Source organism: Myxococcus sp. CA056, assembly GCF_013336715.1.
Taxonomy (GTDB): domain Bacteria; phylum Myxococcota; class Myxococcia; order Myxococcales; family Myxococcaceae; genus Myxococcus; species Myxococcus llanfairpwllgwyngyllgogerychwyrndrobwllllantysiliogogogochensis.
This window is the reverse complement of record NZ_JABUMT010000002.1, coordinates 515,454-539,277: the sequence shown is the minus strand read 5'-3', so window position 1 is coordinate 539,277 and position 23,824 is coordinate 515,454. Positions and strand designations below refer to the sequence as shown.

The window sequence follows — 23,824 nt, the reverse complement described above, 5'->3', positions numbered from 1 at the left end:
GCGCCGATGGTGCGATCTCCCCACCGCCCCCGCGCTCAGCGCTGGGGCAGGATGGCGGCGGCGACCTGGTTCACCAGCTTGAGCTGACCGCGCGACATGCGGCGCAGCGTGCGCAGGAGGCGGCGCATCTCCGGCAGGTGGTCCTTGTCCCGCGAGTCCTCCTCCCACAGCGCCGCGCCCACCGAGGCCGCCGTGACGAGCCCCAGGCCCACGTCCGCCGACAGGCGCAGCGCCAGACACAGGCGGAACAGCGTCGGCACGCTGGGCATCATCTTCCCGCGCTCCATCCGCCCATAGACCTCCGCGGCGATGCCGATGCGCTCGGCCACATCCGCCTGCGTCAGCCCCGCGCGCATCCGCGCCGACCGCGCCTCCTCGCCAACGCTCACCGCCAGGCGCCGCTCCAGCTGTTGACGCGATTGTCGGGCGCGGTCGCTCGGCCGCCCCTGGCGTGCCCGGGGTGACTTGCGGGTGGAGGCGGAACCTTCAGGGTGGGTCTTCACCGCATCAACCTTATGAGTACGGGCCGAGGCCCCGGCCTGCACAGGCACAGGCCGCCCTCGGACGCGTGTCCGACAGGGCTTATAACCCAGCAAGTCATCAGGCGAAATACCGATATGCCGGGTAGTCTCCCGGTCCTCCCCGATATCGCGTCCTACCCTCCGACACACCCCCTTCCCCATCCACCGCCGCCCCCCGAATCCCGCCGGGCCCCCTATGACAGGGCTCCCGCGTGAAACCCAGGAGGTCCAGGGCATGACATGGGACCTTCCACGCGCGGTGGGCCCCTCCTCCCAGGTCGTCCGCGCCCCGACTTCGCGGCTTGACACCTCCCATTCGTAAAGCTGAAAATCAAGACATAGCCTCAAAACTGTTCAGGAGCGGAAGCCTCGCGCGAGGCGGTGCAGGCGAGGCTCGACGTGGCCCGCAAGTTCCTCCAGAACAGCAGTGCTTGCTCGAAGACCGAGGACCCACCATGGCCGGGCACCCCACCGCCGATGAGCTGATGAAGCGTCTGTTGGCCACCCGCGAGGCTGGCGACGCCACCCCCGCGAGCCCCGAGCAGCTGCGCCTGCTGCGCGAGCTGACGCGGGATGCGCCCACCTTCGCGCCCGCGCTGCTGGAGCTGGCGCGACTGCTCCAGTTGGCGGAGGAGCCGGGCGTGGACCCCGAGGTCACCTTCACCGAGGTGCAGCGGCTCCTGGAGCAGTCCGTCTCCGTGTCGCGCCGCAACCCGGCCGCGCTGGTGGAGCTGGGCTACTTCCTGGACGTCATCCGGGGCCGCGAGGACGACGCGATGACGCTGTGGGAAGAGGGCTCGTCCCACGCCCTGAAGACGTTGGAGCAGGCGTGGGCGGGCATGCTGCGCGGCCTGGGCGACACGCGCACGAAGGAGTCCCTGGAGAAGGGGCTGCGGCTGGCGGAGCGCGCGGAGAAGGTCTTCCCTGACTCGCCGCGGCTGCTGGACGAGGTGGAGCTGGTGCGCGAGTACGCGCGCCAGGACGGGCTCATGAAGCCGGCCTCGGAGCCATGAAGCGGCGGATGGAAGACACACTACCCAGGAGGTGACTTCCCGCCGGAGGACGACCATACTCTCCGAGTGAGCCCGCGGGCCCATCGGGTCCGTTCGTCCGAGGAGAGTCGCCATGTCGCCCCCGTCGTCCGACGCCTCCGCCCAGCCGCACGTGCTGCTGCGCTCCGGTCGCGCCTCCTATGAGCTCGTCAAGTCGCTGGGCGCCGCGCACCACGGGGAGTTGCTCCTCGCGCGCCGCCGCTACGAGTCGGACTTCGGTGGCTACGCGGTCATCAAGCGCCCGCTGCGCGCCGAGGCCGCGCACCGGCTCTGGGAGGAAGGCCGGCTCACCGCGCTGCTGCACCATCCCAACGTCGTCAGCGTGCACGACCTCAAGGGCCCGGACGAGGCGCCCGTGCTCGTCTTCGAGCACACCCCCGGCCACCGGCTGGACTCGCTCATGGAGGCCTCCGGCCGCGCCCACCTGCCCTTCACGGAGGGCTTCTCCCTCTATGTCGCCGCCGAGGTCGCGGAGGCGCTGCACCACGCCCACACCCTCACCGACGAGCACGGCCGGGCGCTGCGCGTCGTCCACCGCGACGTCGGTCCCCACAACATCCTCATCACCGAGCACGGCGCGGTGAAGCTGCTCGACTTCGGCGCCGCGTCGTCCGTGCTCTCCGGCACTCCCGAGGGACAGGAGCATCCCACCAGCCTCGCCTACGCCGCCCCCGAGCACGTCGCGCGCCAGGCGTTGGATGGACGCGCGGACCTGTTCAGCCTGGGGCTGGTGCTGCTCCAACTGCTCACCGGACGACACCTCTTCGAGGGCGCGGACCGGTTCGAGGCGGAGCGCCGCCGTCGTCGCGAGCAGGCGCTGTCGTCGGACACGCCGACGCAGGAGCACGCGCTCGACTCGGCCATGCAGGAAGCCGTCAGCGTGGCCGCCGCGCGGGAGCTGCGCCGCCGCATCCGCGCCTACACGCGCGAGGACCTGGAGGACGCGCTGCGCGCGGTGCCCGTGGCCTTCCAGCCGCTCTTGCGAGGCACGCTGGCGCCCGAGCGCGAGGAGCGCTTCGGCACCGGCGCGGAGCTGGCGCGCACCCTGCGGCTGTACGCCCGCCGCGCCGGCCAGGTGTTCGGTCGCGCGGACGCGCTCGCGGAGGTGACGGGCCTGCGCTACGCCGCGCTGCGCGTGCAGGCCGGTGAGTCCCCCGAAGAGGTGCTGGAGGACAGGCTGCTGCCGGAGGAGGACCCCGCAAGCTGAACGCCGCCCACGTCCCATTCCGGAAGCGTGTGCTAGCGAACATCCCCGCAGTCGTGACGTGGACGTATCGACGCGGTGCGGCTGGCGACCCTGGCCCTTCGGTACGAGTCTGAGTCTCCATGTGCACGCCAAGCCTCGTCCTCCTGGTCGAAGACCACGCCGATAGCCGGGAGCTGCTGGAGGAGTTCCTGACGATGGAAGGCTTCGCCGTGGAGACGGCGGGCAACGGCCAGACGGCATGGGAGCGCCTGAGGCGACTCCCCCGCCCGGACGCGGTGCTGCTGGACTTGATGATGCCGGTGATGAGCGGGTGGGAGCTGATGCGCCATGTCCGTGAGGACGCCAGGCTGAGCGCCCTGCCCGTCGTCGTCGTGTCCGGCGCGGGCAACAGCCAGCCGCTCCCCGAGGGCGTCCAGGCCGCGGTGCCCAAGCCGGTGGACCTCTGGGAGCTGCGCGCGACGCTCGCCCGCGTGGTGAACGCGGGCTGACGGCGCCGGCACGTCAGGCCGGGAGCGGCACGCGCGGGAGCGTCACCTTGAAGACGGTGCCGTCCGCCTCGGTGGAAGCCACCTGGATGTGGCCGCCGTGGCCCTTCACCACCTGCTCGACGATGTAGAGGCCCAGGCCCAGGCCCCCGCTGATGCTGCTGCCGGGGTGACTGCTCGTGGCGCGACGGAACGGGTCGAACAGGTGGGGCAGCGCTTCGGCGGAGATAGGCTCGCCGGGGTTGTGGACCTCCAGCACCACCGTGTCGCCCAGGTCCGACAGCGTGAGGGTGATGGGCGCGTCCGGCGCGCTGTACTGGAGCGCGTTGCCACCCAGGTTGCTCACCACCTGGAGCAGCCGGTCGGCGTCCCACTGACCGTCATACCGGCCGGAGCCCCCCGCCACCCGCAGGGTGCGCTCCGGCCACGCGGCCTCCAGTTCCTCCACGCCCTGCCGCACCACCGCGCGCAAGTCTCCCGGCGTGCGCTGGATGGGGATGCCTCCGCCCAGCCGCCCGCGCGTGAAGTCGAGCAGCTCTGAAATCATCCGCGTCATCCGCGCGCTGGAGCGGGCGATGCGCGTGACGAAGCGGCGCTCGCGTTCCGCGAGCACCTCGCTGTGGAGCAGCTGCGTGGTGGACAGATGGATGGCGTTGAGGGGGTTGCGCAGGTCATGGCTGACGATGGCGATGAGGCGCTCGCCGAAGCGGGCCGCCTGGAGCTCGGCCTCCTGCGCGCGGCGGCGCTCGGTGACGTCCGCCAGCGTGGCGACCCCGGCGATGAGCTCTCCGTCCCTGTCGCGGATGGGCGCGCTGGAGACGAGCACGGTGAGCGTGTGGCCATCCTCGTGCTTCAGCATCGCCTCCTCGCCCTGCACCACCTCGCCGGTGCTCAGCGTGCGCGCCAGCGGCCACGCGTCCGGGGCATAGGGTGTCCCGTCCGGATGACAGGCGCCGTAGAGGGTGGCGAACGTGTCCACGTTGGACATGGGCTGGAAGGGGCGCCCGGTGAGCATGGCGACCTGCCGGTTGGCGAGCACCAGCCGGCCGCTGGCGGCGTCCGCGATGAAGACGCCCGCGGGCAATTGCTCCAGCACGGCGGCCAGCCGCGCGCGCTCCGATTCGATGGTGGACAGCAATCGCTGCCGGTCCGTCTCCACCGCGCGGCGTTGGGTGATGTCCAGCACGGTGGCCACGCGCCGCGACACCTTCCCCGTCTCGTCGCGAAAGGCCGTGACGTGGGAGAAGGCGGGGAAGCGGCTGCCGTCCTTGCGCACGTGGAGCGACTCGTACTCGTGCGAGGGCTTGGAGTTCGCGGCGGCGGCGTGGCGCGGGAGCATGCCCCGGGCCTCGGGAGCAATCGTCGCCTCCAGCGGCTGGCCGATGAGCTCCTCCGGCGAGGCTCCGTGCATGCGCGCGAAGGCGGGATTCACGTCGAGCAGGGTGTCGTCCTCGGCGGACACCACGACGACGCCGACCCCCAGGCGGAAGAAGACCTCCTCCCAACGCCGCAGGCCGGCCTCGCTCTCGCGCAGGCGCTTCAGGGAGGCCTCCGCCTCCGCGCGGGCCTCGCGCTCGCGGTCCCGGGCCTGGCCCTGGGCGAGCAGTCCGGTGGCGCGCGACGCCATGGCGCGAAACAGCAGCAGGTCCTCCTCGGACAACTCGGTGCTGACGCGGCTGCCCATGAGGGCCACGCCGATGAGCACGTCGTTCAAGACGAGCGGGACGCCGTACAGCGCGCGCACGTCGGAGGTGCGCACCACGGCGGAGTGGGCCCGCTCGTCGCAGCTTGCGTCGTGTACCAGCAAGGGCTCGCGCGTCGCGGCGATGGTGCCGACGAAGCCCTGCCCCATGGGCACGAGCCCCCCGATGTCCACGCCTTCGCCCACGCCGCTCTCCACGCGCAGGAAGTCCTCGCCGTCGCGCAGCAGGACGACGGCCACGTCCACGGCGGCCACCGTCTCGCACAGCACCTGGAGCAGCCGGGGCAGGAAGCCCGCCACGTCGGGGCTGCCCAGCGCCGCCGCGCTGATGCGGTCCAGGGCCTGGATGGTGCGCTCGCGGGCGCGCGTGTAGCGACTGACGGCGGCGGCGACGGCCTCGTCCATCGCCTCATGGAAGATGCGCTCCTCGTCGGGGCGGAGCGTGGCGTGGCCTCGCGCGGACCACAGGCGCAGCACGCAGCCGCGCAGGAGCCGGTACTCGGTGACGACCTGTCGCAGGTCGAAGCCCTCGCCCAGGCGCTCCAGGGCGTGGTGGTCGCTGATGGCGCTCAGCCCCGAGGCCAGCTCCGCCTGGGGCTTTCGCATCATCCTCGCGATGCCCTCCAGCAACCCGGGCAGGCCGTCGCGGAGCGCGGGGCGCGTCAGGGCCTGGGCCGCGGGGATGGAGCGCACCTCCACCTCCCAGGCCTCCAGGATGGTGTCGCGGTTTTGAATCAGGAAGTCAGCCAGGGGAATGGGCAAGGGCGTGTCGAAGAGGGTGTTCCGGGCCGGGCACGACGTGCCGTGGGTCTAGCCACTCCCCCGCCCTTCGACAACCGCTCGGAAGCGATGCGCCATCCAGGCCACACTTCCGCCCGGGTTCGCGGCGTCCTTCAGTGCGACGTCGGCGCCATCACGTCCGTGAGCCGCAGCAGGCGGTGCTCCTGCTCCAGCAGATAGTGGACGCGGAAGCCGGAGCCCAACACCACCAACCCCACCTCTTCGGGCAACAACGGCCCCTCGAGCGGGAGTCCCGCGGCCAGTTCGGCCAGCTCGCCTTGAAGCTTCTGTCTCACCGGGGCAGGACACCGGTCGAGCGTTCGCAACGCAGGAGGAGAGAGCTGGAGACGCAGAGCCATGGTCCTACTCAGGGTGACCACCCCGGGCGCGCGTATCAAGATGTGCCATGGGTCCATGACACTGGTTCGCTTCCAACTTCAGCGAATCTGGATTTCCGGCGCTGCGTCGCGCGTCACGCCTGGGTTGTCCTCCACCGAACGCGAAGCCTGGGGTCTGGCGGACAGGACAGGAGGGCCCGAGGTATCTGAAACAAGTCGCTCCTCCGACATCCTGTCTCAACCCCGACGTCAGGGGCCGATGCGGCTCACGCGGCGCCGACGTTGCGCACCGTGCCGTGCTCCAGGTCCAGCCACAGCATCCGGCCCCGTGTGTCGAACATGAGCAGCGCGGTGTTGGTGAGGCGGACCTGGGGAGTCGGTGACTCCTCGAAGGTGAAGTTGAGCCGCGCGCGCATGACTTCACTGACGTCGAGCAGGCGGACCTGCCAGGCCCCGTCGAAGAGCGTCAGCTCCGCGCGCCACGACTCGGAGAGGAAGCACTTCACGCGCTCCAGGGACTCACCGACCACGGACATCGGCGCGGCGAAGCGCGGTCCTTGAGGCTTCACCCACAGCCAGTCCGCCTCTCCAGGGCGAGGGTACTCGCGGTCGCTGAAGTGGACGGAGGCGCGCACCTCGCCATCGGCGGTGATGGCGCAGGAGCGCAGCACGGCGGAGACACCCTTGCCGAGGGCCACGAACGGCTCACGCGAGCGCAGGGTGGGGCCGTCTTGCAGCGCATAGACCCAGCACTCCGCGTCGGTGGTCACGAAGCACAGGTGTGTCTCGTCCGCGGCCAGCATGGCGACGGGGCCAGGCACCTTCGACACCCGCCACAGGGCACGCGGCTCGGCGGCCTGCGCGTCCAGCATCATCACCGTGAGCTCCGAGGCGACGAACCATGTCTCACCGTCATACGTCGGCGCCCACGCGTGCATGGCCACGTCGCACCACGCGGTGGCCCGCCGCCGCACCACGTCCACGCGGGACACATGGTGCAGCTCGCCCCGACGCGCGATGGCCAGCACGCGGTCCCCATGGATGGAGGCGACCAGGGAGAAGGCCGGCACATCGAAGTGCGCCAGCCTGCGGCCCTCCGCGCTCAGCAACACCGCGCCCGCCTCGCCCAACGCGAGCAACAGCCGGTCCGAGGGGAGCACCACCGCGTCATGGATGGCGAACGGCCCCGCGTCCCCGAGCGAGGCGGTCGCCTGCACCACGAAGCGGGTCCACGGGGACGGGACCTTGGGGGCCAGCGCGGGCAGGTCCGCGCGCAGCGCGCCGTCCGGCAGGTCCCTGAGCAAATGGGTGATGAAATCGGTGGGCAAGTGGGCCTGACCCAGGGCCCTGTCTCTCATGAGGGCGCGCACGGTGGGCACGAGCAAGGCCGAGCGGACTCCGGAGGGAGGCTCGCTCGCCAGCGTCCGGGCGAAGGCCAGCCGCTCCGCCGCGCCATTCAGGGAGTCGTCGTCCAGCAGCGCGAGCACGCGGGCACGCGCCGCGTCGAGTCCTCCCGGAAGCGAGCCCGCCCACAGCGCCAGGAGTCGCGCGCCGCCCACGCCGCCCACGTCCACGCCACGCTCCATCCACTCGCGCGCTTGCTCCCGAGCCGCCTGCACCGGCCAGATGGCCTCGACGGCCTGGACCCAGCTTCCCGCCTCGGCGCGAGACTGGCCCCACAGCAGACGCAGCTCATGTGCCTCCGCGAAATGCGTGCTCTCCAGGCGCAGCACCGCGTCCTCGAAGCAGCCGCTGCGCCGGGCGATGGCCTTCGCGCGCTGTGGGTCCTTCGCGAGAAACCACTGACGCACCACCAGACCGGGTGCCAGGGCACGCCCCTCGGCCAGCTCCGCCGCGAGCTTGAAGCAACGGTGCCGCTCCAGGAAGGCGACGGCTTCCTCGTGCGCGCCCAGCAACTCGGAGAGGATGAACGCGGCTTCCTCGATACGACCTTCGCGCTCGAAGCGCTGCAAGGCCGCGCGGTAACGCTGCCGGAGCGCCTCGTAGAGTTCTTCACCTCCGGCGAAAGTGGCGGCGGGGCCGCGCGGGCCTAGCTGGAGCTTGAGGTCCTCTCTCGGCCCCGGCAGACCGAGCGCCTCGCGGGTGTTTTCGTTCAGCTTCTGATTCAGCGGAATGGCATGGCGCAGCGCTTCGTGCAGGTCTCCGCCCTCGAACATCTCGAACAGGCGACGCAGATACTCCGCCTTGCGCCGGCCGAGCAGCTCGCCCAGCGGCGTATGTCGCAGCAGCCACTGGGACAGGCGCGCCAGGGAACCCGGGCCTGGAGGAGGCCCCGCGTTCCGAGGTGACGTCTGGCCACCACGAGCGCCACGTCCACCGCCCGCCGCCTTCTCCGTCGAGCGAGGCCGGAGCGCCGCCCACAGTCGGCCCAACAGGGAGGGCGTCCTCGGAGCCAGGGCCTCGCGCCGCGAGCCTGACGAGGAGGAGCCCTTGCCTTCACCCGAGGGCAGCGCGCCCGCCGTGGAGGGAGTGTTCCTCAGCCACGCCGCGAGGCGGCCGAGCCACCTGCTTCCTCCTCCACCCTCGCCCTCCGCTGTCTCCGCCTTCGATGCGGCCCCCCACAGGGAGCGCAGTCGCGACAGCACTCCAGCGCTTGCGACGGCGCCGTCACCGCTCGATCCCGATGACGCGGCACTCCGCCCCGTCCATGCGGAGCGCAGTCGCGACAGCAGTCCAGGACGCTCGGCCACGACGGCATCGGAAGGGGGCGCACGTCCCTCCATGCGCGCGAGCACCACCCGTGCTTCATCGGACGGCTCGGGAATGGAGCCACCGAAGGAGGCGCGTGTGACAGGCGCCACGGGCTCCACCGCGGCTGCCACGGGTGGAGGTGGCGCGCCCAGGCTCCGCGTGGGCAGCACCGTCCACGCGGACACGTCGAACCACGAGGACAGGTCCACGACCCGCGCGCTCGACAGCGGATGGACCCGGGCGACGCCCGCTCGCACGAGCACGAGCGAGTCACGCGGCGCACCCAACCGCGCCCACTCCGAGGCAGCCAGCGGCGCGGAGGTGAGCACACCGCCTTCGAGCGTGAGGGGCAGACCCGGGCTCGACGCCGTCGAGACCCGCGTCACCCGAGGAAGCCGCAGCAGATAACCCTCCGCCACGAACAGCACGGACGCGCCCGGCGCCCACATCGCCATCACCCGCCGCCGAGCCTCCTGCTCGCCGAGCAGCTCCGGGTCGAACCAGAACGCCGAGGCACTCACCGTGCCCCGGTGCACATGCTGACGCGGCGCCGTCCTCGCGTGGGCGAAGCGCCTCATATGCCCTCCGCCGTCGCGCGATAGCGCACGTGTCCGTCACGAAGGTCCAGCAACACCAGCTCCCCGGTCCGCGTGAGCCAGCCGAGCAGCGACGTGGTGTGGCTGAGCTCCGCGTGCACCACCGGAGCCGAGGCCTGAGCAAGCACGTGGTGGCCGGTCGCGCCGAACCACGACAAGGTGCGCTCATCCGGCCCCAGCACCACCAGCCCGGCCTGCCCTGGAGAGCCATGGCAGCATCCCACGCCGACCACGTGGAAGCCTTGAGGCACCGGGAGGTCCTGGACAGAACCCTCGAGAAACAGTCGCCACACTCTCGGCCCGTGACTCATCGCGAGCAACCCCGAGTCCCCAGGCACCTTGACTCCGACGGCGTGACCGAAGAAGGACTCACCCCCCCGGGCCTCCAGCACCGTGCTCGTCGACGCGTCCGGCCCCACGACATGGAGCGTCGTCCGCGAAGGCAAGGGCTGCCCCTCCGATGGCGCGATGTAGACAGGCTTGCAGACATTGGGCGGATACGGAGACACGGGATAGAGGCTGTGCAACCCCGTGCCCACGCGAACGCTGGGGCCACTGCGGACGTAGACGAGCTTGCCGTGGACCCGGGCCATCGCCGTCACCGAATTGTCCAGCGCCATCAACTCGACGCGATGCTCGGCCTTGACCAGGTAGACGAGGAAGAGCTCTCCGCTCCGCGTCAGCAGCAGGACCGACTCCCCATCGCGGTCCCTCCACGAGAACAGCCGGCCGGGGCCTCCGTGCGCGACGGGAAGCTCCGACGCGTGGCCCGGCGTCCACCGCTCGGACACCGGGCGCCGCTCACCCGCGTCGGCCCGGGGAGGCTGGGGCTTGAGCGTGCCATGGAGGACATAGCGGTCCGGCCGTTCCATCAACGCGAGCAGTCCGCCATTCGAGCGCCACCCTGCGGCGAGCATCAGATGACCGGGCTGAAGCCTCATGCGCCGAGGTCGGGGCGCGGTGGAGCTGGACGAGTCGGGAATCGCCATCGCGGACACGCCGCCGTCGGAGTGGAACATCACCAGCCGGAAGCCGTCCGCCGAGAAGTGGAACGAGCGGGCCTTCTGGCCTCCGGCCATCGACACGGGCTTCGCGACGCGACTCTGGAACGGGTCTCTCAGCAGACGAATGCTGTCGTCGGGAGGCGGCAGGTCCAGCACGACTGAACGCACCGGACGGGAAGCGGGACGCACGTCCACGGTGAGCTTGCGCACCTCGGGGGCCAGCACCTCCGTCACCTCGATGCGGGACATCGACTCCGCACCGGGCAGCCGTGCGAGGCGAGCACTCCCCACCAGCCACGTCTCTTCCGGCGCATCGCCCAGGGACAGGGCCTCATGCCATGCGGCGAGTCGCTCGGCGGCGGGTGGATCCACGTCGCGTGCGGAGAGCCAGGAGAGCAGCACGCTGGGAGTCACCTCGGAATAGGTGCCCCGCTCGGGCGGAGCCTGGAGCACGCCCCACGCGAAGGAGGCCCCGGCGGCCTGGGCACGGCGGGCCATGACGATGAGCAGCGCGAGGTGTGCGATGCGAGGGTTGCCAAGCTGGTCGGGCCCCGCGTCCAGCAACACGACGGTGCGGCGAGCGCCCTGCGGCTGACGGAAGGCGGGCTTGAGAAAGGACAGCTCCCCGAAGGCGGCGCGGCGCACCAGCTCGTCCGGAGCCTCCAGGGCCCACAGCCACTCACTGACGAGCAGCCGGTCGAACGAGCCCCGGCGGGTGATTCCGTCATAGCCCTGGGGCTCGCCACCGGCGGTCTCTCCGCGCGGGCGCAACGCCCCCATGGCCGCGGACAGCCGGGCCACGAACGGCCCCAGGTGCGTGGCCATTTCCTCGGGGAACAGCGCGAGCGACTCCGCCCACGGGCGCAGCACGGGAGGCAGTGAGCTCATGACGCCCCTTCCCTTCCCGCGCCGGCTTCCTCGCTCGCGAGCCAAGCGACGAGCGTGGGGCGATGCACCGGCCGAGCCGAGGCCACCGAGACGAGCTGAAACGAGCCAGGAAGCACGGCGAGCTGCGTGGCGGTGTCCCCCGCCAGCGCCAGCAACGCACGCTCCAGCAGCGAGGCCACCACGTCCGGCGCGAGCGCACAGGGCAACAGCAGTGACGGCGCGGCGCTGTCGCGGCCCAGGTACAGGGCGCCATCCACCCACGGCAGGGACTCCGCCGCGCCCAGCAGCACGAGGACGCCCTGCCCCGCGACACCGCGCCACGCCCCCAGCTTCGCGTCGTCCTCCCGAAGGGCCCGTCGCGCGAGCACGCGCGCCACCTCTCCCACGCCGATGACGGCGAGCGGCTCCAGCGCCTCCGCGCGCGGTCCCCAGCGCACCGGCAGGGCCCCCTGACTTTCACTGCTCATGACTCCACTCCACCGCCCTCTCGCACGTCTTGAAGACCCGTCCCCCGCGTCGTCGACGCGGACCGCGCCGCCAGTCGTCACATCTCCGGTCAGGAGAGCCCGGCGCCACGAGCCTCCAGCGACACCGGAGACACGAGCGCGAGCGCCTCCGTGAGCCCGGCGCGCAGGACCTTCAGGTCCTCGGTGAGGAACTCGGGAGCGAAGCTCGCGTCCATCTCCCTCGCCACGCCCTCCAGCTTGAGGTGCCACGCGGCGAAGGCCTCGGCGTCGGTGTCGCTGGGGCGCTCGGCGAGCAGCACCTGCCCCGCCTGGACGATTCGCTGAGCCCGAGCCCACGGCCCCGCGCTGGCCTCCAGCGCCGCCGCCGAGAGGGCAGGGTTCTCCGTCGCCGCGAGAAACTCCCTCAACACCTCCCGAGCGAGCGCCTGTCCTTCCTTCGTCGGCACCGCGTACACGAGCGGCCACAAGTCCGCGGTGCTCGGCACGGAGCGCCCCGCGAGCACGGCCGCCGCGGCCACCAGTCGCTGCACCTTCACCGCGCGCCGGTCCGACAGCGACAGCCCCGCCGCGCGCAGGGAGCGCAGCGCGTGGGCCAGATGCGGACGCACGGGGGCCAGGTCCGCCTCGCGCGCCGCCTGCGCGAGTACATCCAGCGCGGCCAGGGAGGCGCGGCGTCCCGTACCCTCGCCCCACAACGAGGCCCCGCCCGCGAGCAGGTCCTCCAGGCGCGGGTCCGGCACGGGCTCGACGAAGATGCGCGCCAGGAAGCGGTCCGCGAACGCGGCGAGCGACTCATCCTCGGGCAGCGCGTTGGCGGCGCCCACGCAGACGCGCAGGGGGCAGCGCATGCGCGTGTGGCCCCGGCGGAACGTGCGCTCGTTGAGCAGGCCCAGCAGCGTGTTCAGGATGGCGGTGGAGCCGAGGAAGACCTCGTCGAGGAAGGCGACATCCGCCTCCGGCAACATGCCCGTGGTCTCCGTCTCCACCAGACCCTCGCGCAGCTTGCGCAGGTCCACGGGGCCGAACAGTTCGGAGGGCTCGGTGAAGCGGCCCAGCAGGTACTCGAAGTAGGAGCCCCCCAGCGCGCGGGCGGTGCGGCGCACGGCCTCGCTCTTCGCGGTACCGGGGGGACCGATGACCAGCAGGTGCTCACCGGCGACGGCGGACAGCGCGATGAGCTCCACCATGGCCTCGCGCTCGACGAGCCCCTGTCCCGCGTCGGAGAGGGCGTCGCGGACGGCGGTGGCCGCGGCTTCAAAGGTGACGGACATGAACGAAAGCCTAACCGCCGGACTCCGCCGGCGCGAAGAGCACCCACCCCCTTGAAGGAATACCAGCGGACGTCCACCGGCCTCGCGGTACCGGGACGCCTGCTCGTCGACGGTGAAGGCCGGGGTGGGCGCGGGAGCGGGGCGTCCCTCCCGTGACGGAGGGCGGTTGGCTTCATGACACGGAGTCCCACTTCATGCTCCGGGCGCGAGTCGGACATAGACTGGCCTCCATGAAAAAGGTGTCGAAGTGGGTGGCGCTGGTGGGCGTGCTGGGCGTGGGCACCCAGGCGGTGGCGGACGGTTGGAATGGTCATGCCTCGCTGGGCGCGGGAATCTCCCTGGACCATTTGAGTGACTTCAGCGCGAAGGGACCCGCGCTGCATGCCTACCTGGGCGTGGAGTCCCCGCCGGGGCTGTCCCTGGGGCTGCTGGCCGAAGTCTCTGAGACGTGGGGCACGGAGCTGCGCGACGCGGCGAGGGACAACCGGCTGGAGCGCACGCAACTGGATTACAAGGCGGTGGGAATCGAGGCGCGGCTGCGCTTCTTCCGGGACAAGCCCATCACCCCCTGGGTGGGCGCGAGGCTGTCGAAGAGCTGGGGCAGCACCTTCACCCCGGACGCGATGGGCAACTTCCTGCGAGAGAACGTGGACACCACGAGCATGGCCTTCCGCCTGGGCGTGGATGGCTGGTTCAGCGAGCACTGGGGCATCTCCGCCGCCACGGCCTTCCAGTTCTGTGACGTGAAGCTCTCGCGGGACTCGGTGGACGAGTGCGCCAAGCTGATTCAGTCGGTGATTGTGGGCCCGGTGCTGCGCTTCTGAGGCACCGCCGGGCGAACTGTCCTGGTGCGCGGCCCGACTCGGCCGGTGTAGAAAACCAGGCGTGAGCGAGAGCTGGGAGCAGCGGGCAAGACGCGAGGCGCGGGAGATGGAAGCCGCCATCCGGAGCGCCCTCGCGCGAAGACAGTCGGACCTGGAGCTTCGCGCGGAGCTGGAGTCGCTGGCCCGGCGGCCCCGCTTCCAGAGCTTCCCCTGGCTGTGGGGACCGGCGCTGCATGTGAGGGACCGCGTCCTCTTCCGTCCGCTCATCCTCTCCTGGCTGGTGCCGGTCAACGTCACGGCGAGCGGGAAGTTGTTCGACCCGTGGAAGAGTGAGTACGCCGCCGCGCTGGAGACGTGGCTGTCGGACGCGGACCGCGCCGACGACGTGGCCGTGTTCCGCAAGCTGTACGGCTGGAAGCTTCAGGGCCTGGGAAAGTTGCAGGAGGCGGTGTGGCGCGAGGACGTCACGCGACGCTTCCGGGGCGCGAAGACGCGCGGCGCGCGGCACCTCGAGTTGAGCAAGGTGGAGCAACCTCTCCTCCGGCTGGATGAAGCGACGGCGCTCGAATTGGACGCGGTGGACCCGGAGGCGGCGCGGCCCTTCATCCGTCAACACCTGCCCTTCACGCAGAACACCTGGTCCCTGTCGAAGAAGCCGCTTCCGATGTGGGGTACCTATCGGGAGCGCCTCTTCGCCAGGGGCGACACGGAGCAGGCCTGGACGGTGTATCGCCGGCTGGTGTCCGAGGAGACGTGGCGTCGGGACGTCATGGCACTCACGGAGTCGGTGAAGGCGCCGGACGCGCTGGTGCGAGAGCTGGGCGAGCACCATCCGGAGTTCGCGCCCACCATGGCGGCCCACGTCTTCGTGGAGCTGGTGGAGAAGCGCGGGCGCGACGTGGTGCCCTATGTCCTGGAGAACCTGCGCTCGGTGTTCCCGAGGTGGGCCGGCAGGACGAGCATCCATGGGGTGAAGAACGCGAAGGCCCTGCCGGAGTTGCTCGAGCTGTGTCGGGTGCGCGGCTGGGAGGACGTGTGGGCGGCGGCGCTGCGCACCTCCTCGACGGAGGAGACGTTCGACACCGAGGTGCGCAAGCTGGTGAAGGACGCGGACCGGGACGAGCCCGTGGCGCGGCGGCGGCTCCTCCAGGTGGCGGGGGCAGGCGCCGAATGGAACCTGCCCGGCCTGGGCTTCGCGAGGGTGTTGCCGCTGAAGGACGCGACGGCGGTGGCGATGTACGAGCGCTTCCCGGAGCTGATGCGCGGCCCCTTCCGGATGCACGTCGCCTCCGGCTGGCATGCGGCATACCCGGAGCTGGTGGCGCGCGCGTTGGAGCAGCGCGATGAGGAGCTGCTGGACTTCATCGCGAGCCGCGCCGCCACGCAGTTCGTGCCCGAACATGGCGCGGACAAGCGCCAGAAGGAGTGGACGCGGGTGCTGGACGCGCTGGCCGAGCACTACGAGAAGTTGCCGAAGGAAGGCGGCGTGTTCGCGCGTCGAGCCGCCAACGCCCTGGGCGCCGTGCCCGCGTTCTCCATCTGGGACTTCGACCGGCTGCTGATGCGGAACCGGCTCACGAGGCTGTTCTTCCAGCGCTCGGATGACTTCTACCTGGCGGACCCGCTGGCGGTGAGGGACCTGCTGGAGGCGCCGCAGATTCACGTGCAGGCGCTCGCGTTCCGGCTCCTGGGGCGGGACTCGCCGCGCGCGAGGGCACTGGCGATGCTCAACCTGGACCTGCTCCAGGCCACGCTGCTGAGGCCCCTGCACCGGCGCACGCGGCACGCGGCCTTCGACGCGCTGGCCAACGCGGCGTTGCATGACGTGGAGGCCGCGAGGATGTTGCTGCCCCGGATGCGAGACACCTTCGCGCTGCCGGACAAGCGCTATCCGAAGGAGGCCCTGGTGGAGCTGCTGGCGAAGGTGCTCACGCGCTGGCCGGAGCTGCGAGGCCCGTCGGAGACTCCGCGAGTCTTCTCCGCGTCCACGAAGGAGGCCCTGTCATGACGGTGGTCGACCTCCTCTACGCGACGCCGTCGGTCTTCGAGTCCACGCGGGAGCGCGCGCTGCTGGGCTTGTCGGTAGACCAGCATCGGCCGGTGCGCTTCCACGCGAAGGTGGCGAAGGACGTGCTGCCGATACGGCTGGCGCTCCAGGCGCTCGGGCAGCTCATCTGGCAATCGGACGAGTGGAGCTCGGAGTGGATGGGGGGATTGATGGACCCCATCATCACCGTGCACCCGGACCGCGTCTTCTTCGAGGCGTTCAGCCAGGACCAGAGTTCGTACGGAATGGTCATCGTGGACCGGAGCTGCTTCGCGCCCGAGGGCGAGGTGCGCTGCGGCACCACCAACGTGGACTTCACCGCGTGGCTGTGGGCGGCGCTGGCGGAGATGCGCTCCAGCCGGGAGACACACCTGCGCGTGGGTGCGGAGGGCTTCGAGGTCCGCACGCAGGGCGCGGGAGGACGCTTCGAACAGAAGGTGGAGGTGCCAGACGCGTGGGTGCGAGGCTTCCTCCAGCTCCAGGGCGGCATGGCGATGCCGGGCACGAAGCTGACGGTGAGGCCGGTGGACCTGCTATCGGCGGTGCGCTACCTCACCTTCACCAAGGCGAAGATGTCTCCCCGGGCGCTGCGCTACGTGCTCACTCCGGGTCAGGACGCGAAGCTGGTGCTGGAGCCGTGGGAGCACGAAGTGCCGTTGCGTGGCGCGACGCATGGCTCCACGGAGCCGCGCACGGTGCGCACGTGGGGTCGGCGGAGGCTGCGGCTGCTGGAGCCATTGCTGCCGTACGCGGACAAGGTGGACATCTACCTGAAGGGCCGGGCACTGCCGCACTTCTACGGGGTGCACCTGGGGCCGGGGGTTCGCTTCGTGCTCGGGCTGTCGGGGTGGACGGAGAACCGGTGGACGGGCACGGCGGGGATGGACCTGCTGCTGGAGCCGGGGCAGGACAGCGAGCTGACGGAGCGGGTGCTCGGGTTGTTGCGTGAGCGCGTGCACGCCTCCACGGACGAGGTCGCGCGGGCGCTGGGCGTGAGCAAGGCGCAAGCGGCGGAGGCGTTGGCGACACAGTGCGCGGCGGGGCGGGCGGTGTTCGACGTGGAGGCGCGGCACTGGCGGCACCGCGAGCTGTTCGCCACGCCCGTGAACCTGGGCCGGCTGTATCCACCGGATGTGCGGCGCGAGGAAGCCGAGCGCCTGGAGGCGGCGGACGCGGTGAAGGTGACGTCGGAGACGACGCGCGAGACACGCAAGGTGCGCAAGCTGCCGACGCCCGAGGGCGCGGTGGTGCGCGAGGTGGTCCACCGCGACTGGGTGGTGCACGGGCACGCGGGCCCGCAGCAGGACGTGGAGCTGGTGTTGAACGACGAGGACCGGCTCCTCTTCGGCAAGTGCGGCTGTGAGTACTTCCGCGAGCACCTGATGAATCAGGGGCCGTGCGCGCACCTGCTGGCGTTGCTGCGGCTGGCGAAGGCGCGGCGCAAGGAGCTGGCGAGCTCGGTGCCGTCCTCGGCCGAGGCGCTCGCGGTGAGCGCGGCGGGAGCGGCGGCGCGGCGACCCAGGAACGAGGACGCCGACACGGACGAGGCGGACGACACCGAGGCGCTTGACGAGGACGGCGGCGATGACGATAACCGGTGATGCTCTCGGGAAGGGCCCGGGCTCGCGGATGAGCCGTCGGTGCCGTGGTGTTTCGCTGCGGCGGTGTTCTGTCTCCTTCTCTTCTCCAGGGTCCCAGCGTACGGAACGCAGGGAACCCCGGGTCCAGCGCCTCGCAGGTCGTCCCCTGGCCCCTCCCGGAGCACCATGAGCTGGCTCGATTGGTTCAAGGGGCTGTTCTCCCCCAAGCCGGTGACACGCGACGTCGCGCGGCTGGATGCGTCCGAGCGAGATGCGCGAGGCCGTCCGGCGGACGTGGTACGCGAGACGGTGGCCACGTCGGGGCCGCTGAAGCCCGGGCACCTGCGACAGATTCTGCGGGACGCGCGGCTGTTGCCCAAGGGCAAGCGCGTCTACACGCGGAAGCGCAAGCGGCTCTTCGCGGCGACAGAGGCGCGGCGCTTCTTCTCCACGGCGTTCCGGACGCGGAACCGGAACGTGCGCGATTTGCTGCCGGACGAGGCGCAGCTCGCGCGGTACGGGTTGCCGGTGTGGCGCACGGAGGAGGACGTGGCCACGGCGCTGCGTATCTCCGTGGGGCAGTTGCGGCACTACTCGACACACCGGGCGCGGGAGCGCGTGTCGCACTACGTGACGTTCTCGGTGCCGAAGCGTTCGGGGGGCGTGCGGCTGTTGCATGCGCCGAAGCGGAGGCTCAAGGCGCTGCAGCGAAGGTTGCTGGCGGTGCTGGTGTCGAAGCTGCCGGTGAGTGCTCAGGCGCACGGCTTCGTGACGGGGCGCTCCATCAAGACGGGAGCGGCGCCACACGTGGGCAAGCGGGTGGTGTTGAAGCTGGACCTGAAGGACTTCTTTCCGTCGGTGACGGTGAACCGGGTGCGAGGGTTGTTGTTGGCCTTCGGGTATGGCTATCCGGTGGCGGCGACGCTGGCGGTGTTGATGACGGAGGCGGAGCGTCAACCGGTGGAGGTGGAAGGGACGGTGTTCCACGTGCCGGTGGGGCCGCGAGTCTGCGTGCAGGGTGCGCCGACAAGTCCGGGGCTGTGCAACGCGGTGCTGACGCGGTTGGACCGGAGGCTGGCGGGCCTGTCGCGCAGGTATGGGTACACATACACGCGTTATGCGGATGACCTGACGTTCTCGGGGGATGACCTGGGGGCGCTGGAGAAGGTGCGGGCGCTGGCCGCGAGGTACGTGACGGAAGAGGGCTTCGAGGTGAACCGCGAGAAGACGCGCGTGATGCGTCGGGGCGGGCGTCAGCGAGTCACGGGCGTCACGGTGAACGAGGGGCTCGGTCTGTCGCGGGAGGAGCGGCGCAAGCTGCGCGCGATGATTCACCAGGAGGACCGGGACGGTGGGGACGCGAAGCGCCGTGCGCGCATCGATGGGATGTTGGCGTATGTGGGGATGTTGAATCCCGAGCAGGCGGCTCGCCTCGCGAGGCGACGCAAGCCGCGGGGTGGGTGAGTCGCTGGACGGATTGAGGTGTGTGGTTTCGCAACCCCGCACCTGGAACTGAGGGGTTTTCCACTGCGGGGCGCGCGGGCGGTTTGTGGGTTGAGGAGGTGACCCTTTACATCGGGCGCCCCACCCTCACAGGAGTTGCGCCATGGCGACTGCCACCCGCTTCGCATTCACGCAGCCGAGCTCACCTGGGACCGAGTTCATCATCGAGCTGACGGACGACCAGACGATCAACCATGCACGGAAGATTCTCTCCGGCGAGGAGCAGAACGAAGTCCACGTGCATGGGCGAATCATCAAGAGGACGCAGCCGTACAATCCGAAGTTCTCGTTCCATCTGGACCCGACGACCATCCGGTTCTTCGCGATGGCCATCGAGGTCTGCGACGCGAACATGGTGTACGTGGAGGACCACCTGGACGAAGCGGGAGGTGCCTTCCTGCCGGGCAGCCACTGGTGCCCGTGGGACTCCAGGCTCACGCGCGAAGTGAAGTAGCGAGCGGCCTCGACGGGCCTCATGCCTCGGTTGAGCGCGGCTAACGCGATCCGAGGGTGAGGCCCCGAGAGGAGGCGGGCCTGACGGTACAGTGGGTGGTCATGAGTGACCTTCCGTCTGTCCCGGGGCTGGTGGCGCCGCGCTGGCTGTATCTGCATGGGTTCGCGTCGGGGCCTGACTCGACCAAGGGAGTGGCCGTGGCGAGGCACTTCGAGGCGCGAGGCCACCACGTCGCGAGGCTGAACCTGCGAGTGCCCTCGATGGAGCAGCTCCGGTTGAGCGCGATGTTGGAGACGGTGCGAGCGGCGCTGGGGGAGAAGGAGGACCGGGCGGTGCTGTTCGGCTCCAGCCTGGGAGGCCTGACGGCGGCGAGAATCGCCGCGGAGGATGCGCGGGTGTGTGGGCTGGTGTTGCTGGCGCCGGCGTTCCATGTGGTTCCGCAGTTGCGGAAGCGGATGGGTGAGGCGGCGTGGGGACACTGGAAGACGTCGGGTTGGATTGAGACGGACGACTTCGCGGAGAAGCGCAAGGTGCGCATCCACTCGGGGTTCATCGAGGATGCGGAGGCGGTGGACGCGCGCACGGGAGGTTGGCCGGACGTGCGGGTGCCAACGCTGTTGATTCACGGGAAGGCGGACGACACCTGTGACATCCGTTACTCGCGCCAGTGGGCGGAGGGACGGAGGCATGTGCGGATGGTGGAGGTGGAGGACGGCCACGAACTGACCGCGTCCCTGCCCCGCATCCTCGCGGAGTCGGAGGAGTTCCTGCGGCCGTGGGGGGCGTGACGCAGTGACTGGCTTTGGGTAGGCTTGGCGCAGGATTGAAGCGCGGCTGCCCAGGCCACACATGTGGGACTGAGTACCCTACGATGACTGTCTGACAAATCTGGCCTTTCGAGTGTCAGCGTGCGAGCCCGCGCAGTCTACTGCGCCCTTACCATGCACAGACCTCTATTCGTGGCGATTGCGGCTTCCCTGGCTTCGTGTGGCGGTGAGCAGTCAACGCTGAAGGAGAATGACAGAGGAAGCGAGAGCGACATCTATCGCGACGGGGATGACTGGGCAGACGATGCAGGCGCCCACCCGCAGGTCCTCCGAATCACTGGGGCAGGAGGGCGCTGCACGGCGTGGTTGTCATCCAGCAATACGCTGACGACGAGTGCGCATTGTCTCGCGAACGCCAAAGATTTCATCGGGTGGACCTACGACACATCGCAACGAAACTCCTCAGATCCCCAGTTCAACGCTCTGAAGAACCTGGGCCGCTCCACCGGGGGTTTCATTCATCCAGAGGGCGACGCCTGTCCCACCAATGAAGATGATTGCTGCTGGGGCGCGGATATCGTCGTGCTGGTCTTCGACCCGGCCAACGCGGTTCCTCGCAACGTCATGAGGCCGCTCGCCATCAAGGCCGCGACAGCGGATGAGCCAGAATGTGATGGAGCGGATCGATGTGTGATGATGGTCGGAACTGGCCTCACCGGCGAGGACGAGTGTCATGACGAGGACGCGACCCCTGCGACTCTCGACAGAGGAGCCACACAGCTATTCCTGGAGTCGGGTCTCGGTAATGGTCACTGCCCCGCCAATGGCGGCATGCTCTACGGAGAGTATGACTACGACGACTCGTCGAGCTGCCAAGGAGACTCAGGGTCACCCATTTTCTGGGGTGGAACCAATGAGGTCTTCGCCACGAACCGGGGTTCGGGAGGAGACGGTAGCGACGATGTCGTGGGGCCCGTGCTCTGGGTCGGCGGCGAAAATACCGCACGCGACTTCTTCATGCTCAGAGCAGGTGACCAGGATCAGGATGGCATTCAAGCGGCTCACGACAACTGTGACCGCACGCCGAATCCCGGTCAGGAGGACTGGAATGGCAATCAGGTTGGTGACGCGTGCGAAGACAGTGATGGCGATGGTCTCCTCGACAGCGAAGAGATCCTGAGAGGAACCGCGCCAGGCAACGCGGATACCGACGGTGACGGGCTCGGGGACGCGGCTGAGGTCCAGACCCATCTCACCAATCCCCTACTGCCAGACACGGACGGCGACGGGTTGACCGATGGCCTGGAGGTCCTGACCCACGGGACGAATCCGCTCGACGCCGACTCGGACGATGACGGGTTGACCGACGGCCAGGAGGTTCTGACCTACGGAACGAATCCGCTCGACGCTGATTCGGACGATGACGGGTTGACCGACAGCCAGGAGATCCGGACCCACGGGACGAATCCGCTCGACTCCGACTCGGACAATGACGGCTTGACCGATGGCCCGGAGGTCCTGACCTACGGGACGAATCCGCTCGACTCCGACTCGGACGATGACGGGTTGACCGATGGCCAGGAGGTCCTGACCTACGGGACGGACCCGCTCGACTCCGACTCGGATAACGATTTGCTTGGAGACGGTTTTGAGGTCACGCACGCACTCGATCCGCTGAATGCGGACACGGATGGGGACGGGGTGATTGACGGGAGGGACACCGAGTGGATTGAAGCGGCGATCACCGCCCTCCCTGATTCGGCATTCAAGGCACCAGGCCATCGGAACTCGATGGCCGCTCACCTCGCCCAGGTCGAGCGGTTCGCGCAGCGAGGCGAGTTTGACAAGGCACTCCATCATCTCGGCACGCTGAGCACGCACGTCGATGGATGCGGCCCCACGGCGGATAGCAATGACTGGCTTGTCGACTGCACGGCACAGCTCGAGGTCCGCGCGCTGCTCGATATGCTCGCCGCCAATCTCTGACCAGCGGGACGATTCCAACCGGAGCAGGCCACGGGAGTCCGGCCACCTCTCGAACCCTCGGGAGGATGAGGGCGGAGGCGGACGGACTCCTGAGGCAAGGGCATGGCCCCGGGTGAGCGGCGAGCACCTCGCGCAAACGAGGCAGCGCGAGTGTGACGCTGGAAGAAGCGTTCCCGGAGACCGGGGTCCACATCGAGTTCCACTCCCTCGGCCCGTTCAACGGCACGGCGAGGAACAAGGAGGGCCAGCCCATCCAGGCGCCGTGGACAAGGTCAGCCCGGCGGGGCCGGGCGAAGTGCGGGCCCTCGTGGATGAGCAAGGTCGCTTCGTCTTCGAATCCTTGCCCCATGGGACATACACGATGAAGGTGCTGACTGAAGGGTACGCGGACCGACACCACGAGTTGGAGCATCCGGACGACGCGCCGTTCGCCACGGTGTTTCAACCCACGCTCCTTGAGGTCACGAGGAGTGACCCGCGCGTTGAGCGCGGCGATGACCTTCTCGACGTTTCAACCCACGCTCCTCGCGGTCACGAGGAGCAACGAGTTGAGTGTCACCGTCCCGCTCTGGTGGCACCTCGTTGCAACCCACGCTCCCTTCGGTCACCAGGAGCGGCTCGTCCCGTTCGGGGTCATCCCCGTGGGGATGAGGTTTCAACCCACGCTCCTCGCCGTCACGAGGAGCGACCGTCACGCCGTCCTTCCAGCGAGACCAGACCGTTTCAACCCATGCGAGGAGCGACGGTGTGCGAGGGCTTCGGCCGCTACCTCGCGGAGTTTCAACCCACGCTCCTCGCGGTCACGAGGAGCGACAAGGCCCGAAGTCGACGGTCGACTACTACTTCTGGTTTTAACCCACGCTCCTCACCGTCACGAGGAGCGACGGCACGGCATAGGCCCGTGCTCTCGGCGATGTGTTTCAACCCACGCTCCTCGCGGCCACGAGGAGCGACCAGCAGTCAGCCCAGCACCGCCAAATTTCGGAGTTTCAACCCACGCTCCTCGCGGCCACGAGGAACGACGGACGTGCGTGGCCGGGACGCAATGGCCAAGAGGTTTCAACCCACGCTCCTCGCGGTCACGAGGAGCGACACCCCGGGATGCCGAGCACCTCTTCACACCGGCGTTTCAACCCACGCTCCTCGCGGTCACGCGGAGCGACCGAACTTCGTCGGACTCTGCTCTTTCCATCGGAGTTTCAACCCACGCTCCTCTCGGTCACGAGGAGCGACTCGGCATCGACATCTTCCCGCTGCGACTCAAGGAGTTTCAACCCACGCTCCTCGCGGTCACGAGGAGCGACTCGATCATGGCATCCACGACACCCTCTGACGTGTTTCAACCCACGCTCCTCGCAGTCACGAGGAGCGACACGACGCCCGCCCGAGCGATCAGCCGACTCAACGATGTTTCAACCCACGCTCCTCGCGGTCACGAGGAGCGACGACCTTGCCCGTCGCCGACGACGCGGAACGACGCCTGATTTCAACCCACGCTCCTCGCGGTCACGAGGAGCGACCAGACGGCCGGAGCGGATGTAGCGCGAGCCCCAGTTTCAACCCACGCTCCTCGCCGTCACGAGGAGCGACCTCTTCGTCCTGGACGCGAAGGGAAACAACGCCCTTCAACCCACGCTCCT

17 protein-coding genes and 1 CRISPR repeat array (1 of these 18 running past the window's edge) are annotated in these 23,824 nt (G+C 69.6%); of the genes, 10 read left to right on the top strand and 7 right to left on the bottom strand.

The genetic code is table 11. From position 1 onward, the window contains the following. Positions 1-35: 35 nt before the first annotated feature. A complete protein-coding gene (locus HUA76_RS09860) occupies positions 36-407 on the bottom strand; it encodes a helix-turn-helix domain-containing protein (protein ID WP_046716786.1) in 372 nt (123 codons plus the stop codon). A gap of 569 nt (positions 408-976) precedes the next feature. Here HUA76_RS09860 and HUA76_RS09855 point away from each other — a divergent pair. From HUA76_RS09855 to HUA76_RS09845, 3 genes are all read left to right on the top strand, one after another. Then, positions 977-1,534, top strand: coding sequence for a hypothetical protein (locus tag HUA76_RS09855; RefSeq protein ID WP_141640472.1), 558 nt, complete (start codon positions 977-979; stop codon positions 1,532-1,534). A 112-nt stretch (positions 1,535-1,646) separates the two neighbouring features. Beyond that, on the top strand, positions 1,647-2,780 hold the full coding sequence (locus HUA76_RS09850) for a protein kinase (RefSeq protein ID WP_174453882.1): 1,134 nt from the start codon (positions 1,647-1,649) through the stop codon (positions 2,778-2,780). 119 nt (positions 2,781-2,899) lie between these two features. Next, positions 2,900-3,268 carry a response regulator gene (locus HUA76_RS09845; RefSeq protein WP_174453881.1) on the top strand — a complete coding sequence of 123 codons (369 nt, stop codon included), beginning with the start codon at positions 2,900-2,902 and terminating at the stop codon, positions 3,266-3,268. Positions 3,269-3,281: 13 nt separating this feature from the next. Here the strand turns inward: HUA76_RS09845 and HUA76_RS09840 are convergent, their stop codons facing one another. From HUA76_RS09840 to HUA76_RS09815, 6 genes are all read right to left on the bottom strand, one after another. Then, positions 3,282-5,729 (bottom strand): PAS domain S-box protein, encoded by a 2,448-nt coding sequence (locus tag HUA76_RS09840; protein ID WP_174460692.1) that lies wholly within the window; start codon positions 5,727-5,729, stop codon positions 3,282-3,284. Positions 5,730-5,860: 131 nt separating this feature from the next. Further along, positions 5,861-6,043 (bottom strand): hypothetical protein, encoded by a 183-nt coding sequence (locus HUA76_RS09835; protein WP_217439515.1) that lies wholly within the window; start codon positions 6,041-6,043, stop codon positions 5,861-5,863. 308 nt (positions 6,044-6,351) lie between these two features. Further along, a complete protein-coding gene (locus HUA76_RS09830; RefSeq protein ID WP_174460691.1) occupies positions 6,352-9,375 on the bottom strand; it encodes a bpX6 domain-containing protein in 3,024 nt (1,007 codons plus the stop codon). Further along, positions 9,372-11,285, bottom strand: a complete 1,914-nt coding sequence (locus HUA76_RS09825; protein ID WP_174460690.1) for a hypothetical protein — start codon at positions 11,283-11,285, stop codon at positions 9,372-9,374. Before HUA76_RS09825 ends, HUA76_RS09830 begins: the two co-directional genes overlap by 4 nt. After that, the gene (locus HUA76_RS09820) at positions 11,282-11,752 is read right to left on the bottom strand and encodes a hypothetical protein (protein WP_174453877.1); all 471 of its coding nucleotides are present in this window, start codon (positions 11,750-11,752) and stop codon (positions 11,282-11,284) included. Before HUA76_RS09820 ends, HUA76_RS09825 begins: the two co-directional genes overlap by 4 nt. An 89-nt stretch (positions 11,753-11,841) precedes the next feature. Next, on the bottom strand, positions 11,842-13,023 hold the full coding sequence (locus HUA76_RS09815) for an AAA family ATPase (protein ID WP_174453876.1): 1,182 nt from the start codon (positions 13,021-13,023) through the stop codon (positions 11,842-11,844). Positions 13,024-13,253: 230 nt separating this feature from the next. Between HUA76_RS09815 and HUA76_RS09810 the strand changes: the two genes are divergently transcribed. The 7 genes from HUA76_RS09810 to HUA76_RS09780 all read left to right on the top strand — a co-directional run bounded on the left by HUA76_RS09810 (position 13,254) and on the right by HUA76_RS09780 (position 22,184). After that, on the top strand, positions 13,254-13,847 hold the full coding sequence (locus HUA76_RS09810; protein ID WP_141640460.1) for a porin family protein: 594 nt from the start codon (positions 13,254-13,256) through the stop codon (positions 13,845-13,847). Between the two features lie 61 nt (positions 13,848-13,908). Continuing rightward, positions 13,909-15,855, top strand: coding sequence for a gliding motility protein (locus tag HUA76_RS09805; protein WP_174460689.1), 1,947 nt, complete (start codon positions 13,909-13,911; stop codon positions 15,853-15,855). Further along, complete coding sequence (locus HUA76_RS09800; protein ID WP_174460688.1) at positions 15,852-17,495, top strand: SWIM zinc finger family protein; 1,644 nt, start codon at positions 15,852-15,854, stop codon at positions 17,493-17,495. Before HUA76_RS09805 ends, HUA76_RS09800 begins: the two co-directional genes overlap by 4 nt. 165 nt (positions 17,496-17,660) lie before the next feature. Further along, positions 17,661-18,938: a reverse transcriptase family protein gene (locus HUA76_RS09795; RefSeq protein WP_174460687.1), complete on the top strand. Its 1,278-nt coding sequence runs from the start codon at positions 17,661-17,663 to the stop codon at positions 18,936-18,938. Between the two features lie 142 nt (positions 18,939-19,080). Next, the gene (locus HUA76_RS09790) at positions 19,081-19,431 is read left to right on the top strand and encodes a calmodulin (protein ID WP_174453871.1); all 351 of its coding nucleotides are present in this window, start codon (positions 19,081-19,083) and stop codon (positions 19,429-19,431) included. Between the two features lie 101 nt (positions 19,432-19,532). Continuing rightward, the gene (locus tag HUA76_RS09785) at positions 19,533-20,219 is read left to right on the top strand and encodes a YqiA/YcfP family alpha/beta fold hydrolase (protein WP_174460686.1); all 687 of its coding nucleotides are present in this window, start codon (positions 19,533-19,535) and stop codon (positions 20,217-20,219) included. Positions 20,220-20,390: 171 nt separating this feature from the next. After that, the gene (locus tag HUA76_RS09780; RefSeq protein ID WP_174460685.1) at positions 20,391-22,184 is read left to right on the top strand and encodes a trypsin-like serine protease; all 1,794 of its coding nucleotides are present in this window, start codon (positions 20,391-20,393) and stop codon (positions 22,182-22,184) included. 777 nt (positions 22,185-22,961) lie between these two features. Beyond that, positions 22,962-23,824: direct repeats of the CRISPR family, unit length 37 nt; unit sequence GTTTCAACCCACGCTCCTCGCGGTCACGAGGAGCGAC (it continues 5,338 nt past the right edge of the window).

Coding starts and splice junctions, on each gene's coding strand:
- HUA76_RS09855 (WP_141640472.1), top strand. CDS start 977: ATGGCCGGGCACCCCACCGCCGATGAGCTGATGAAGCGTCTGTTGGCC.
- HUA76_RS09850 (WP_174453882.1), top strand. CDS start 1,647: ATGTCGCCCCCGTCGTCCGACGCCTCCGCCCAGCCGCACGTGCTGCTG.
- HUA76_RS09845 (WP_174453881.1), top strand. CDS start 2,900: ATGTGCACGCCAAGCCTCGTCCTCCTGGTCGAAGACCACGCCGATAGC.
- HUA76_RS09830 (WP_174460691.1), bottom strand. CDS start 9,375: ATGAGGCGCTTCGCCCACGCGAGGACGGCGCCGCGTCAGCATGTGCAC.
- HUA76_RS09825 (WP_174460690.1), bottom strand. CDS start 11,285: ATGAGCTCACTGCCTCCCGTGCTGCGCCCGTGGGCGGAGTCGCTCGCG.
- HUA76_RS09820 (WP_174453877.1), bottom strand. CDS start 11,752: ATGAGCAGTGAAAGTCAGGGGGCCCTGCCGGTGCGCTGGGGACCGCGC.
- HUA76_RS09815 (WP_174453876.1), bottom strand. CDS start 13,023: ATGTCCGTCACCTTTGAAGCCGCGGCCACCGCCGTCCGCGACGCCCTC.
- HUA76_RS09810 (WP_141640460.1), top strand. CDS start 13,254: ATGAAAAAGGTGTCGAAGTGGGTGGCGCTGGTGGGCGTGCTGGGCGTG.
- HUA76_RS09800 (WP_174460688.1), top strand. CDS start 15,852: ATGACGGTGGTCGACCTCCTCTACGCGACGCCGTCGGTCTTCGAGTCC.
- HUA76_RS09795 (WP_174460687.1), top strand. CDS start 17,661: ATGAGCTGGCTCGATTGGTTCAAGGGGCTGTTCTCCCCCAAGCCGGTG.
- HUA76_RS09790 (WP_174453871.1), top strand. CDS start 19,081: ATGGCGACTGCCACCCGCTTCGCATTCACGCAGCCGAGCTCACCTGGG.
- HUA76_RS09785 (WP_174460686.1), top strand. CDS start 19,533: ATGAGTGACCTTCCGTCTGTCCCGGGGCTGGTGGCGCCGCGCTGGCTG.